This window comes from Kitasatospora purpeofusca (assembly GCF_000718025.1).
Classification (GTDB): Bacteria; Actinomycetota; Actinomycetes; order Streptomycetales; family Streptomycetaceae; genus Kitasatospora; species Kitasatospora purpeofusca.
Genome location: NZ_JODS01000006.1, coordinates 240,675 through 254,485, shown reverse-complemented (window position 1 = coordinate 254,485; position 13,811 = coordinate 240,675). Strand labels below are relative to the sequence as shown.

Sequence of the window (13,811 nt, the reverse complement as noted above, 5' to 3'; positions counted from 1 at the left end):
CGCGGAGCCCTGGTCGCTCACAGCTCGCCCGTCGAGCCGTGCTCGTTCATCGGGACGCGCACACCGCGCTCGGCGGCGACCTCGTCGGCCCGGTCGTAGCCGGCGTCGACGTGGCGGATGACGCCCATGCCCGGGTCGTTGGTGAGCACCCGGCGGATCTTCTCGCCGGCCAGCGCGGTGCCGTCGGCGACGGTGACCTGGCCGGCGTGGATCGAGCGGCCGATGCCGACGCCGCCGCCGTGGTGGATGGAGACCCAGGACGCGCCGGAGGCGACGTTGACCATGGCGTTGAGCAGCGGCCAGTCGGCGATCGCGTCGGAGCCGTCCAGCATCGCCTCGGTCTCCCGGTAGGGGGAGGCGACCGAGCCGCAGTCCAGGTGGTCGCGGCCGATGACGATCGGGGCGGACAGCTCGCCGGAGGCGACCATGTCGTTGAAGCGCTCGCCGGCCTTGTCGCGCTCGCCGTAGCCGAGCCAGCAGATCCGCGCGGGCAGGCCCTGGAAGTGCACCTTCTCCTGGGCCATCTTGATCCAGCGGTGCAGCGACTCGTTCTCCGGGAAGAGGTCGAGCACGGCCTTGTCGGTCTTGGCGATGTCCTGCGGGTCGCCGGACAGGGCGGCCCAGCGGAACGGGCCCTTGCCCTCGCAGAACAGCGGCCGGATGTACGCGGGGACGAAGCCGGGGAAGGCGAAGGCGCGGTCGTAGCCGGCCAGCTGGGCCTCGCCGCGGATCGAGTTGCCGTAGTCGAAGACCTCGGCGCCGCGGTCCTGGAAGCCGACCATCGCCTCGACGTGCTTGGCCATCGACTCGCGCGAGCGGACGGTGAACTCGGCGGGCTTCTCGGCCGCGTAGGTGGCCATGTCGTCGAAGGAGACGCCGACCGGCAGGTAGCTCAGCGGGTCGTGGGCGCTGGTCTGGTCGGTGACGATGTCGATCGGCGCGTCCATCGCCAGCAGCTGCGGGAACAGCTCGGCGGCGTTGCCCAGCAGGCCGATGGAGAGCGGCTGCCGCTTGTCGCGGGCGGCGGTGGCGAGCTCCAGCGCGTGGGAGAGGTTCTTGGCCTCGACGTCCAGGTAGCGGTGCTCGATCCGGCGGGAGATCCGGGACGGGTCGCAGTCGATGCAGATCGCCACGCCGCCGTTCATGGTGACGGCCAGCGGCTGGGCGCCGCCCATGCCGCCGAGGCCGGCGGTGAGGGTGATGGTGCCTTCCAGCGTCCCGTTGAAGCGCTTGTTGGCGACGGCGGCGAAGGTCTCGTAGGTGCCCTGGAGGATGCCCTGGGTGCCGATGTAGATCCAGGACCCGGCGGTCATCTGCCCGTACATGGTGAGCCCGAGGCTCTCCAGGCGGCGGAACTCCTCCCAGTTGGCCCAGTCGCCGACCAGGTTGGAGTTGGCGATCAGCACCCGCGGCGCCCACTCGTGCGTCTGCATGACGCCGACCGGCCGGCCGGACTGGACCAGCATGGTCTCGTCCTGCTTGAGGCCCTCCAGCGTGCGCACCATGGCGTCGAAGGAGCGCCAGTCGCGCGCGGCCTTGCCGGTGCCGCCGTAGACGACCAGCTTCGAGGGGTGCTCGGCCACCTCGGGGTCGAGGTTGTTCATGAGCATCCGCAGGGCGGCCTCCTGCTGCCACCCCTGCGTGGTCAGCCCGGTCCCCCGCGCCGCCCGCACCTCACGCGGCCCACTCGCCTGCTGCACCATGTCACGGTCTCCTTGCGGATGAATTCATTCAGGCTCGACTTCGCTGAATATATCCAAACATTCAGCCTTCGGCCAGACCTGCGCACATCCGATCAGCGCCCGTCCGACCAACACCCTCCGCGCTACGCTGAACCCGGCGAACACCAGCCAATCGGCCCAGGCGCCGACGAATGGAGGACGCGATGACGGCCATCACCGTGCGGCCGGGGAGACTCCGGGACGCGGCGGAGGAGATCGAGCGGAGCACCGGCCTCCGAGTCCAGATCATCGGCGGAACCCTGGTGATGTCCCCGACTCCTCGCGGAAAGCACGCGGGAACGGTGCAGGTCCTTCGCGACCAGCTCATCCCCGCGCTGCCCGGGAGCCACCGCGTCTACGAGGTCTCCTCGATCTGCATGCCGGACGACGAGGACGACTACGCAACCCCCGACATGATCGTTCTCCCGAAGGACTGGGGTACCGACGACAAGTGGCTGGCAGACCCGCGCGATGTCGCCCTCGCGCTGGAAGTCATCTCCAGCTCCGAACGCGCCAGCGGAATCGCCTCCAAGACAGAGTGGTACGCCATCGCCGGCGTGACCACTCTGCTCACGGCTGATCCGCGGAACGGTACTTGGACGCTCCACACACACCCTCGCGACGGCATGTACCAAGGCGTGCTCCATGGCAAGTACGGCGAGCCCGTCCCACTGACCGGCGCACCACTTCCGTCGGAGCTCCGGACTGACGAGCTGCCGTTGTACAGCCCCCGCCGCTGACCCTTCCTCAGGCCGCCGCGTCGCCGTCCCAGTCGATGCCGATCTCGGCGAGCCAGCGGCGATCGGCGTCGTCGGGGACGTCGGCGGACCGGGCGCCGGACGGCGTGGGCGGCGCGGGGGTCCGGGGTGGGCGGGGGATCTCCTGGACGGGGCCGAGGCCGTACTGCTCGGCGGCCGCGGCGGCGCGGGCGTCGGGTTCGATGACGCCGACGTGGACGACGGTCTCGTCGCCCGGGTCGAGGACGGTGAGTTCGGGATCGGGCAGACGGCGCAGGGTGACGCGGCGTCCGCAGGTCGGGCAGGACCACTCGTCGGCTCCGGAGGCGAGCCGGCCGACGAACTTCATCTCGTGGATCACACGCATGGCGGCACCCCCTGACCGGAATGATGCCCGCCCTGGGCGGATCGCCAACCTGCGGGTACGGTCGCCGGGGCGGCGTTCCGGGCCGCGGGGACGAACGGGGAGGGCCGGCATGGACCGCGAGTGGGGCATCGAGGAGAGCATCGGTGTGGCCGCCACACCGACGGAGGTCTACCGCGCCGTCAGCACCGTCCGACGGACCGGCGAGTGGAGCCCCGAGTGCCGGGCGGTGTGGGCGCGGCGGGGACCGCTCCGGACCGGGGACCGGTTCGTCGGCTTCAACCGGCGCGGACTGTTCGTCTGGTTCACCACCTGCCGGGTGACGACGGCCCGCCCCGGCAGCGAGTTCGCGTTCCGGGTGGATGCCCTCGGGCTGCCGATCGCCGAGTGGGGCTACCGGTTCGCGCCGGACGGCGAGGGCGGCACCGAGCTCACCGAGTACTGGCGGGACCTGCGGACCGGGCGGAGCGCGCCGGTCGCCGAGCTGCTCGGCAAGGTCTTCAGCGGCGTCGCCCCGGAGCGGCGGGCCGCGCACAACCGGGCCGGTATGCGCGCGACCCTGCGGCGGATCCGGCAGATCCTCGAAGCCTGACCCGCGACGGACCACCCGGGGGCCTGCTCCGCGGGGCTACTCCAGGAACAGCCCCCGGGCCGCCGCCGACTGCTCGATGGCCTCCAGCCGCGCCTCGGCGCCGGGGAGTTCGTCGCACATGGTCTGCAGCAGCACCCGGCCGAGCATCATCGGCGCGCAGGCGGTGTCGAAGACCAGCCCGGTGCCGACGGCGGCCGGCAGCATCAGGTCGGAGAGCTTGGCGACCGGCGCGAAGACGCTGTCGGCCACGGTGACGACGGTCAGCCCGCACTCCCGGGCCACCGCCAGGGCGTCCATCAGCTCGCGCGGGTAGCGCGGCAGGGCGAAGCAGAGCAGCACGCTCGCACCCGCGGCGGCGGCCTGTTCCAGCCGGTCGGCGAGCATGCTGCCGCCCTCGTCCAGCAGCCGGATGTCCGGGTGCACCTTGGCGGCGAAGTACGCGAAGCCGCGCGCCTGCGCGGAGGCGGCCCGCAGGCCGAGCACCGGCAGCGGGCGGGAGGCGGCGAGCAACCGGGCGGCGCGGGCGATCGGCTCGGGGTCGGCGAGCAGCTCGGCCAGGTGGCGAAGGTGCTCGATCTCGGCGAGCACGGCCTGCTGGTGCTCGTTGCGGACGGCGTCGGCCGGGGTCTCGGGGGCGGCGGCCTCGCCGGCGCCGAGTTCGCGCAGCTGCTTGCGCAGCGCCGGGTAGCCGTCGTAGCCGAGGGCCACCGCGAAGCGGGTCACCGAGGGCTGGCTGACGCCGGCGAGTTCGGCGACCTCGACGCTGGAGAGGAACGGCGCCTCGGTGGCGTGCCGGACCAGCGAGTGCGCGATCCGCCGCTGGGTGGGGGTGAGCCGGTGCCCCTCGAAGAGCTGGAGCAGCCGGGCGGAGGGACCGACCGTGCCGGCGTCGTCGGTGGCGGTCATGGCGGTACCTCCGGATGCGAGCTGTTCGGACGACTGTGCAGCAGTGGGGCGCCGCTGGCAAAGACGTCTCGCCCGACGGGACGTCGGGCGAGACGTCCCGCAGCGGTGACCGGGCGGGCGCCAAGGGGGGCGCGGACCGTCTCGGGGTGACCCTGAGATCCCCCTGAGACCGCCCTGAATCCCCGTCGGACCGATGGACCGGCGGCCTCCGGAGGGAGGAAGCTGGTGCCCATGGACACTCGTCAGGACGATCTGCGGCGCGATCTGGACGCCACGCTGCAGGCGCGCAAGGAGCTCGGCCCGGAGTACGAGTCGGAACTCGTCGACTCCTTCCTCGCCCGGATCGACGCCCGGCTCGACGCCCGGGTGGAGCGCCGGGTGGCCGAGCGGCTCGGCCCGGCCGACGGCTACGGTCCCACCGAGGGGTACGGCCGTCCGGGGTACGGGCCGCGCCGCTTCGGCCGCCGTTCGGCGACCAGGCTCCCGATCGTCTCGCTGGTGCTCGGCATCCCGCTGTCGGCGATCGCCGCCGAGAGCGGCGGTTTCCTGGGCCTGCTGGTCTGCTGGGGCGGCATCGTCGGCGTCAATGTCTCGTCCGCGCTCGCCGAGCGGATCCAGGAGCAGCGCGGTGCGGCGGCCCCGAAGAGCGACTGGGACCGGTGACGGGTGACGGGTGACCGGCGGCCTTTCCGGCCACCGGTCACCCGTCCCGCCCGTCCTGCCCGTCCCGCCCGTTCGGTGCGGCGCGGAGGTCAGGCCAGCGGGCCGGTGACCCGCTCGACGGCGCGCACCAGCTCGCCCGAGGCGACCAGCGCGGCGGCGGCCTCCAGGTCCGGCGAGAGGAAGCGGTCGCGACCGGCGCCGCCGACCCCGGCGGCCCGGGCGGCGGCCATCGCCGCGGCCGTGGCCGGCGCCGGCTCGGCGCCCGTTCCGGCCTGCTGGCGAATCTCCAGCGCCCGGGCGGCGGCGGTGAGCTCGACGGCCAGGACCCGGCCGAGGTTCTCCACGGACTGGCGCAGCTTGCGCGCGGCGGACCAGCCCATCGAGACGTGGTCCTCCTGCATGGCCGAGGAGGGGATCGAGTCGACCGAGGCCGGCACCGCGAGCCGCTTGTTCTCGCTGACCAGCGCGGCCTGGGTGTACTGGGCGATCATCAGGCCGGAGTCCACGCCCGGGTCGTCGGCCAGGAAGGCCGGCAGGCCGTGCGAGCGGGCCTTGTCGAGCAGCCGGTCGGTGCGGCGCTCGGAGATCGAGCCGAGGTCGGCGGCGGCGATGGCGAGGAAGTCCAGCACGTAGGCGACCGGGGCGCCGTGGAAGTTGCCGTTGGACTCGACCCGGCCGTCGGGCAGCACCACCGGGTTGTCGACCGAGGCGGCCAGCTCCCGGGAGGCGACCAGCTGGGCGTGCGCGAGGGTGTCGCGGCCGGCGCCGGCGACCTGCGGGGCGCAGCGGATCGAGTAGGCGTCCTGGACCCGCGGCGCGTCGTCCTGGTGGTGGCCGGTGAGGCCGGAGCCCTGGAGCACGGCCAGCATGTTGGCGGCGGCGGCCGCCTGGCCGGGGTGCGGACGGATCGGGGCGTGCAGCTCGGGGGCGAGCACCTTGTCGCTGCCGAGCAGGGCCTCCAGGGTCATGGCGGCGGTGATGTCGGCGGTGGTGAACAGCCGCTGCATGTCCGCGATGGCCATGACCAGCATGCCGAGCATGCCGTCGGTGCCGTTGATGAGGGCGAGGCCCTCCTTCTCCAGCAGCTCGACGGGCTCGATGCCGGCGGCGGCGAGCAGCTCGCCGGCGGGCTTCTCGACGCCGTCGGGGCCGGTGGCCACGCCCTCGCCCATGAGGACGAGCGCGCAGTGCGACAGCGGCGCGAGGTCTCCGGAGCAGCCGAGCGAGCCGAACTCGCGGACCACCGGGGTGATGCCGGCGTTGAGCAGCGCGGCCATGGTTTGGGCGACCAGCGGGCGGACGCCGGTGCGGCCGCTGGCGAGGGTCTTCATGCGCAGGAACATCAGCGCGCGGACGACCTCGCGCTCGACCACCGGGCCCATCCCGGCGGCGTGCGAGCGCACCAGCGAGCGCTGCAGCTGGGCGCGCAGCTCGGGGCTGATGTGCCGGACGGCGAGGGCGCCGAAGCCGGTCGAGACGCCGTAGACGGGGCGCGGTTCGGCGGCGAGGGCGTCGATCCGGGCGCGCGCGGTCGCCATCTCGGCGATCGCGTCGGGGCCGATCTCGACCCGGGCGTTGCCCCGGGCGACGGCCAGCACGTCCTCGGCGCCGACGTCGGCCTTGCCGACCTGGACGAGCGGCGCGTGGGCGGCCGCAGCACTGTGCATATCCATATGCATCATCTCAGCAGGTGAATGGAGATATGACAACCATCTCGGCCCAGTCGAAACTCCCGACACCGAACCGCCCGGTCACCAGGATTTTCGAATACCCGGGCCGGTGCCGCACGCTGTGGGGAGGCGGACGGCGCAACGCCGGGCGCGGACGGGAAGGCGGGCGGGACGATGACGCGGGCGACGGCACGGCGGCGGGTGCTCCGACTGCGCGGGGACGGGCGCAGTTTCCGGCCCGACGCGCTGGCCGCCGAGGAACCGCTGGAGATCCGGCTCGGCGGCGAACCCCTCACCGTCACCATGCGCACCCCCGGCCACGACTTCGACCTGGTCGCGGGCTTCCTGGTCGGCGAGGGCCTGGTCGCCACCGGCGAGGAGCTGGCGGCACTGCGCTACTGCGCCGGCACCGACGCGGACGGCGCCAACACCTACAACGTGGTGGACGCGACGCTGCGCGACACCACCCGCCCGCTGCCGCTCTCCGCCCACCGCAACCTGCTCACCACCAGTGCCTGCGGACTGTGCGGCCGCGACACCGTGGACGCCGTGCGCACCCACGTCCGGCACCCGGTCGGCGAGGACCCGCTGAGCGTCCCGCCCGCGCTGCTCTACGCGCTGCCGGACCGGCTGCGCGCCGTCCAGCGCACCTTCGACTCCACCGGCGGCCTGCACGCGGCCGGCCTGTTCGACGGCCGGACCGGCGAACTGCTGTGCGCCCGCGAGGACGTCGGCCGGCACAACGCGGTGGACAAGGTGGTCGGCTGGGCACTGCGGGAGGGCCTGCTTCCGCTGACCGGCCATGTGCTCCTGGTCAGCGGCCGGGCCTCGTTCGAGCTGACCCAGAAGGCGGCACTGGCCGGCGTGCCGCTGCTGGCCGCGGTCTCGGCGCCGTCCTCGCTGGCGGTGGACCTCGCCGAGGAGCTGGGCCTGACCCTGGTCGGCTTCCTGCGCGGCGAGGGCGCCAACGTCTACACCCGCCCCGACCGGATCGCCTGACCCGCACCCCGCCGCGTCCCGCCCCGCCCCACTTCAGCGCCGCCCCACTTCAGCTCGGCCCCACTTCAGCTCGGCCCCACTTCAGCCCCGCCTCACTTCAACTCGGCCTCGACCAGGTCCGCCGCCCGCGCCGTACCGCCCTCGGCCCGGGCCGCGGCGCGCTGCTCCGCGAGCCGCCCGGCCACCGCCGGGTCCCCGGTCAGCTCCAGCAGCGCGGAGCGCAGCGCCCCGGGGGTCGCGTCCTCGGTGTCCAGCCGCCGGGCCACCCCGAGCGCCACCAGCGAGTCCGCGTTGGCGAACTGGTCGACGGCCTGCGGCACCGCGATCATCGGCACCCCGTGGAACAGACCCTCGCTCGCGCCGCCGGTGCCGGCGTGGGTGACGAAGGCGTCCGCCTGCGCCAGCACGTCGAACTGCGGCACCCAGCGGTGCACCTCGACACCGGCCGGCACCTCGCCCAGCGCGGCCCGGTCGGTGTGCCGGCCGATCTGCAGCACGACGTGCCAGCCGGGCAGGCCGCCGAAGGCCTCCAGGCAGGCCCGGTAGAAGGCCGGGCGGTCGGTGAAGGCCGAGCCGAGCGAGACCAGCAGCACCTTGTCCGCCCCGGCGGGCCGCTGCCAGCTGCCCTGGTGCGAGCGGTCGCCGAAGCACTGGCCGACGAAGGTGATCCGGTCGGTGTCGACCCGGTCCGCGCAGGGCTGCAGGGCCCGCGGGATCAGCGCCAGCGCGCGGTCCGGCCGGTTCTTGAACCGCTCGACGTCCCGCTCGACGTCCCGGACGGCGACGCCGTTGGCGGTCAGCCAGTCGCCGAACCGCCGGTAGTGCTCGGGGCCGCCGGGCCCGGTGCGGAGCGCCTCGAACATCGGCGCCATGTCCTCCTCGAAGCCCTCCCAGCCGACCATCGTGGGCGACAGCTGCACCGCGGGCACGCCGTGCCCCTCGGCAACCGCCCGGGCGGCGAAGGCGCCGATGTCGTACAGCACGAGGTCGGGCCGGTCCTCGGCGAAGAGCTTCCGCAGCACCGGGGTCATCGCGAGGGCGTCGTCGAGGAAGACGTCCTGGACCGCGACCGGATCCTCCGGCCACCCGGCGGGGTCGCCGTCGAGCGGCAGCGCGGTGTCGTACGGGACGTGCGTGGCGCCGGTGGACGCGACCGTGTCGGCGAAGGACGGCGCGTTGACGTAGCTCACCCGGTGGCCCCGGGCGACGAGCTCGGTGATGAGGGCGAGGCTCGGGTTGACGTGGCCGTGGGCCGGAATGGAAGCCATGACGACATGGGCGGAGCGGGTCATCTCGGTGGTCCTCTCGAAAGGCTGCGACTCGGGCTCTTGTCGAGACGAGACGGTTCGTCTCGCTGACGTTCCACCAGCATGCATCGGCGAATCCGAACTGTCAAGACGATACGGACCGTCTCGCCATCTCGGTAGGATGGCGCCCATGACCGGACCGCAGAACACCCCCGACCCCAGCCGCCGCAACGAGCAGAGCCGCGCGGCCATCCTCACCGCCGCCGCCGAACTCGTCGCCGAACTCGGCATCGGCAAGCTCACCATCGAGAAGATCGCCGCCCGCGCCGGCGTCGGCAAGCAGACCATCTACCGCTGGTGGCCCTCCAAGGGCGCCGTCGTCTTCGACGCCTTCCTCGCCGCCAGCGAGGACCCCTCCGGCAGCCTCGCCCTCCCCGACACCGGCGACCTCGGCGAGGACCTGCGGACCGTCCTGCGGCTCACCGCCCTCGAACTCGCCGACCCCGCCTTCGACCGGACCGGCCGCGCCCTCACCGCCGAGGTGCTCACCGACCCCGCCCTGCTGCGCGACTACCGCGAACGCCTGCTCGACCCGCTGCTGACCGTCACCCGCGAACGCCTGCGGACCGCCCGCGAGGCCGGACAGCTGCGCGCCGACGCGGACCTCGACCTCGCGGTCGAACTCCTCTACGGCCCGCTGTACTACCGCTGGCTGCACGGCCTCGGCCCGCTCGACCCCGGCTACGCCGACCAGGTCGTCGCGGCCGTCCTGGGCGCGCTCGGCCCCGCCCGGGACTGAGCGCGCCCGGCCCCGGGCCCCGTCCTCAGGACCGGTTGCGGCGGCGCAGCATCAGCACCACGACGACGATCACCGCGATCACCACCAGCACCACGCCGATGCCGATCACCAGTCCGATGATCTTGCCGAGGCCCTTCTTCTTCTTTTTCTTCGACTTGTCCTTGGACGCGGCCAGCTGCGCGGCGTCGTGGCGCTCCGCCGCCGCCCCGACCTGCCCGGCACCCTGCCCCGCCGCCGTCCGCGCCCCGGCAGCGGCCGCCGGGGCCGCCGAAACCACCGAAACCGTCGGAGCGGCCGAGGCCGCCGGCGCGGCCGCCAACGCCGTCCCGCCGAACGCGAGCACCGCGGAGAGCACCAGGCCCGTCACCCGAGCACGCACAGGAATCAACCCCCGTCATCGATCCGGCGCGACCCCGACGGCCCGCCGACCGCCGACACCATCCCACGCCCGCCCCGCCCCGCCCACCCCCAGGACCGGACCGCGACCCGCTCGGAACCAACCGGTCACCGAAGCACCACACTCCCCCGCGCACCCGGGTCCCGGCACTCGCCCCTGGAGTCAGACGCCCGGCGGGGAGGCGGGGCCGGCGAGGGCGACGGCGACGAGGGCGCGGAGGGCGGAGGCGACCTGGCCGAGCGGGAGGGTCGCGTCGTCGGCGAAGAGTTCGAGGAGCCAGCCGCCCGCCGGGTTCTGGCCGCCGGCCGCGACCATGCCGCGGTAGCCGGAGACCACCAGCATGGCCTCCTCCGCCGGGTCGTTGCCCGCCGCCCCGGCGCGCAGCGCGAAGGCGCCGCCGCGCACGGCGGTCCGGGTCAGCGGGTAGTGGCGGAGGTCGAAGACGGCGTCCGGGGCCTCGATCTGGGCGCGCTGGGTCTCCGCCCGGGTGCTGCTCGGCCCGCTGGTCATCCGGTAGACGGCGTGCCGCGCGGTGTGCATCAGCTGCGACCCGGGCGGCACGTAGGAGATCCACCAGCCGACCGCGTCCAGCAGCCGGGCCGTGGTCTCGGCGACCACGGCGAGCTTGCCCATGGTGTCGGCCGGGTGGACGGCGCGGGCGGTGCCCTGCCGGTCGAGCGCGGCGAGCACCGCCGTGAGCAGCTGCCCGGGGTCGGCACTGTGCGCGGCGCCGCGGAACCGCCGGCGGTCGCCGGTACCGGCCCGGCCGCCGGACCGGGGGCGCCCGTCGGTGCGGTACTGCGGGTCGGCGGCGTCCGCGAGCAGCACCGTCGGGTCGGGCGCGAAGCCGGGCCCGTGGCTGCGGCCGGCCACCACCGGGTGCGCGGCGCGGGCGGCCTTGGCCCGGTACTGGGCGGCGTCGGCGAGCCGGAAGAGCCGGTCGGGGGTGGTGACGGGGCCGATGGAGTCCCCGGTGGAGGCGACCCCGCAGGCGACGCCCTCGCCGTCGGCCAGGGCCAGCGCCCGCGCGCACAGCTCCTCGGCGACGGCGACCACCTCGTCCGACTTGCGGCCCTCGACGAGCAGGCAGAACTCGTCGCCGCCGAGCCGCGCCGCGAGGCTCCCGGGAAGCTTCGCGGCGGCCAGGGACAGCTGGTGGGCGAAGCGTTCCAGCAGCCGGTCGCCCACCTCGTGCCCCAGCTGGTCGTTGACCCGCTTGAGGCCGTTGACGTCGCAGACCACCAGGGACACCACGGTGTTGTCCCGGTTGTGGGCGGCCAGCGCGCTCTCCAGCCGGGCGTCCACCGCGCGCCGGTTGGCGAGGCCGGTGAGCGGATCGGAGAAGGCGAGCTTGCGCAGGTCGGCGAGGCGCTCGGTCTGGGCGAGGCCGGCCGAGATCTGGGCGGCGAGCAGGGTCGCGTAGTCGGCGTCGGCCTCGGTGAACTCGGCCGCCCCGGCGGTCCGGGCCAGGTAGAGCTCGCCCCAGGCCTGCCCGTGCAGCACGATCGGCGCGACCACGCAGCAGGCCCGGCCGCGCCGGCGCAGCGCGGCGGCGCGCTCCTGGCAGTACGCGCCGGCGGTCGGGTGGGCGTGACCGGAGTGCGGCTGGGAGTTGTCGGCGGTCTGCACCCATGCGCGCGGCAGCCGGCCGGTGGTCCAGCGCTCCTCCAGGTAGGTGACGATCTCGGGGAAGTCGGCGACCGGGTAGGACTCGTCCTCGGGCAGCTCCTCCTCCCCGGGGGAGAGCTCGCCGTGGTTGACCAGGACCCGCAGCCGGCCGGACTCGCGGTCCCAGACCGAGACGGCGGCCATGGCGGCGTCGAGTGCCCCGGTGGCACGGGCGGCGGCGGCCCGGACGGCCTCCAGCGGGGTGAGCGCCCCGGCCATGTCCTGGGCGAGCTCGACCACGGCCGTCAGCCGCGCGTCGGTGGCCGCACCGCCGACGGGGGTGCCGGGCACCCCGGGAACGGGGGGCACCGACGCGGCGGCCGCCGGCTGCCGCGTCCGGTCGCAGTCGCGGTCCGTCATGATCGCCTCACTGCTCACCGGCTCGCCTCGTTCCCTGTACCCGGTCCTCCTGATGGTCGGCGGACGACCGCCGTGCCCGCACCGTCCGTGCCGGCATGACCACCGAAGGCTCCCGAAGGTCCTACCCGTCCGACATCGGTTACCCGCCCGACGGTTCGCCACTCCGGCCGCCCGGACCGGAGCGCCTGCACCAAGACTATGGCGGTTTCGTTCGGTTATGCCCCGTTTGGGAGTCGGGATTCGCCGGACCGCGCGGCCTTCAACCGTTCGGCGTGGCGCGACGGGCCACCCGTCGGACGGCGCCGCAGCGCAGGACAGGGGCAGGACAGGGCAGGGACGGGGCAGGAAAGGGCAGAAGAGGGTGACGGGATCGGCGACCGGCCGGGAGGGCCGCGCGCTACTCGCTGTGCGGCCGCCGGGAGAGCAGCCACGGCTCGACCAGCCCGAGCCCCCGCACCGGGCGGCGCCACATCGGCTGCAGATTGAACCGGTGCCCCGCGTCCGGCAGCGGTCCGTGCTGCCCGGTGGGCGGCAGCCCCGCGGCCACCGACAGGGCGTCGGCCAGCCCGGACCCGTCCTCGCCGGGCGGCGCCACACTGCCGTACTGCTCCAGCGCGGCCGCGAACTCGCCGTCGATCAGCACCGCGTCCTTGGGCGCGATCGAGGTGAGCCGGCTGGCCAGGTTCACCGTGGTGCCGAACACGTCGCCCATCCGCGAGGTGACCGTGCCGAAGGCCATGCCGACCCGCAGGGCGGGGATGGTGTCGTCCTCGGCCAGCGCCTCGATCAGGCTGAGCGCGATCCCGGCCGCGATCACCGGATCCTCGGAGACGAACAGGATCTCGTCGCCGAGCGTCTTGATCACCCGGCCGCCCCGGCCCACGATCAGGTCGGAACAGGTGTTCTCGAAGGTCTCGACCAGCTCGCCGAGCTCCTCCTCCTCCAGCCGCCGGGACAGCCGGGTGAAGCCGACCAGGTCGGCGAAGCCCACCGCGAGCCGGCCGCTGGTGATCTCGTTGTCCTCGGCGGCCTGCACCACCCGGCCGGTGACGGCCGCCAGCTGCCGGCGCCAGACGTACACCAGGAACTGCTCCAGCTCCGGCAGCAGCAGCTCGACCAGCGGGTAGGCGACATCGGCCCGGGTGAGACCGGGCTCGACGGACTGGGTGAGGTTCTCCAGGAAGGTGTCCATCTGCCAGCCCGCGAGCCGGGCCGTGGTCTGCCCCGTGGACCGGGCCACCTGGATCGCCATCGACTCGCTCAGCAGGCCCGACTCGACCAGGCCCGCCAGTCGGCGCAGCGCGATCACGTCGCCGTCGGTCAGCGCCCTGGACTGGCCGATGTCCGGGAAGCCCATCGCCCGCCAGAAGCGGGTGGCCAGTTCCATCGGGACGTCGGCGGCCCGCGCGGCCTGGTACGGGGTGTAGCGGCGTGGCGCGTCCAGGATCAGGCGTTCGAGGTCGAGGGCGACGGTCTGGTCGTCGGAGCCCGCCGGGCCGCCGTTGCCGTCGGCGCCGTTGCCGCCGCCGTTGCTGCCGTCCTCTGCCACCGGTCCGTCCCCGTGCGGTCGCCGCACTCGCCTCGTGTCGTGCCAGTGCGGGCGCGGCCGCCCCCGTTCGGGCAGTGGCGCGCCTCACACTGCTGCCAGGTGGAATGTTCGCACGGAATCGCGCGATCCGGGGCATCCG

12 protein-coding genes and 1 pseudogene are annotated in these 13,811 nt (G+C 74.1%); 5 read left to right on the top strand and 8 right to left on the bottom strand.

Annotated elements, in window-relative coordinates; all coding sequences use genetic code 11:
* Positions 1 to 17 precede the first annotated feature (17 nt).
* Positions 18 to 1,703, bottom strand: coding sequence for a urocanate hydratase (hutU, locus tag IF01_RS0112615; RefSeq protein WP_030393445.1), 1,686 nt, complete (start codon positions 1,701 to 1,703; stop codon positions 18 to 20).
* 182 nt (positions 1,704 to 1,885) lie between these two features.
* On the opposite strand from hutU, the gene IF01_RS0112610 reads away from it, so the two are divergent.
* Complete coding sequence (locus tag IF01_RS0112610) at positions 1,886 to 2,461, top strand: Uma2 family endonuclease (RefSeq protein WP_030393444.1); 576 nt, start codon at positions 1,886 to 1,888, stop codon at positions 2,459 to 2,461.
* A gap of 7 nt (positions 2,462 to 2,468) precedes the next feature.
* On the opposite strand, the gene IF01_RS41665 is transcribed toward IF01_RS0112610, so the two are convergent.
* A complete protein-coding gene (locus IF01_RS41665; protein WP_037779677.1) occupies positions 2,469 to 2,825 on the bottom strand; it encodes a hypothetical protein in 357 nt (118 codons plus the stop codon).
* Between the two features lie 109 nt (positions 2,826 to 2,934).
* Between IF01_RS41665 and IF01_RS0112600 the strand changes: the two genes are divergently transcribed.
* Entirely contained in the window at positions 2,935 to 3,414 is a 480-nt protein-coding gene (locus IF01_RS0112600; protein ID WP_030393443.1) for an SRPBCC family protein, read from the top strand.
* A 36-nt stretch (positions 3,415 to 3,450) separates the two neighbouring features.
* Here IF01_RS0112600 and IF01_RS0112595 read toward each other — a convergent pair whose 3' ends face one another.
* Positions 3,451 to 4,320: a MurR/RpiR family transcriptional regulator gene (locus IF01_RS0112595; protein ID WP_030393442.1), complete on the bottom strand. Its 870-nt coding sequence runs from the start codon at positions 4,318 to 4,320 to the stop codon at positions 3,451 to 3,453.
* 231 nt (positions 4,321 to 4,551) lie between these two features.
* On the opposite strand from IF01_RS0112595, the gene IF01_RS0112590 reads away from it, so the two are divergent.
* Entirely contained in the window at positions 4,552 to 4,983 is a 432-nt protein-coding gene (locus IF01_RS0112590) for a hypothetical protein (protein WP_030393441.1), read from the top strand.
* A gap of 89 nt (positions 4,984 to 5,072) precedes the next feature.
* On the opposite strand, the gene hutH is transcribed toward IF01_RS0112590, so the two are convergent.
* On the bottom strand, positions 5,073 to 6,656 hold the full coding sequence (gene hutH / locus IF01_RS0112585) for a histidine ammonia-lyase (RefSeq protein WP_051755252.1): 1,584 nt from the start codon (positions 6,654 to 6,656) through the stop codon (positions 5,073 to 5,075).
* Positions 6,657 to 6,827: 171 nt separating this feature from the next.
* Between hutH and fdhD the strand changes: the two genes are divergently transcribed.
* Complete coding sequence (gene fdhD, locus IF01_RS0112580; RefSeq protein ID WP_030393439.1) at positions 6,828 to 7,652, top strand: formate dehydrogenase accessory sulfurtransferase FdhD; 825 nt, start codon at positions 6,828 to 6,830, stop codon at positions 7,650 to 7,652.
* 92 nt (positions 7,653 to 7,744) lie between these two features.
* On the opposite strand, the gene IF01_RS0112575 is transcribed toward fdhD, so the two are convergent.
* Positions 7,745 to 8,944, bottom strand: coding sequence for a macrolide family glycosyltransferase (locus IF01_RS0112575; protein ID WP_030393438.1), 1,200 nt, complete (start codon positions 8,942 to 8,944; stop codon positions 7,745 to 7,747).
* Between the two features lie 145 nt (positions 8,945 to 9,089).
* Between IF01_RS0112575 and IF01_RS0112570 the strand changes: the two genes are divergently transcribed.
* On the top strand, positions 9,090 to 9,698 hold the full coding sequence (locus IF01_RS0112570; protein ID WP_030393437.1) for a TetR/AcrR family transcriptional regulator: 609 nt from the start codon (positions 9,090 to 9,092) through the stop codon (positions 9,696 to 9,698).
* A gap of 25 nt (positions 9,699 to 9,723) precedes the next feature.
* Here IF01_RS0112570 and IF01_RS0112565 read toward each other — a convergent pair whose 3' ends face one another.
* From IF01_RS0112565 to IF01_RS0112555, 3 genes and pseudogenes are all read right to left on the bottom strand, one after another.
* Positions 9,724 to 10,077, bottom strand: a complete 354-nt coding sequence (locus IF01_RS0112565; protein WP_157855208.1) for a hypothetical protein — start codon at positions 10,075 to 10,077, stop codon at positions 9,724 to 9,726.
* A 747-nt stretch (positions 10,078 to 10,824) separates the two neighbouring features.
* Positions 10,825 to 11,982 (bottom strand): annotated as a pseudogene (locus tag IF01_RS49870) (GGDEF domain-containing protein); the annotation flags it as partial.
* A gap of 538 nt (positions 11,983 to 12,520) precedes the next feature.
* The gene (locus IF01_RS0112555) at positions 12,521 to 13,699 is read right to left on the bottom strand and encodes an adenylate/guanylate cyclase domain-containing protein (RefSeq protein ID WP_369826118.1); all 1,179 of its coding nucleotides are present in this window, start codon (positions 13,697 to 13,699) and stop codon (positions 12,521 to 12,523) included.
* Positions 13,700 to 13,811 lie beyond the last annotated feature (112 nt).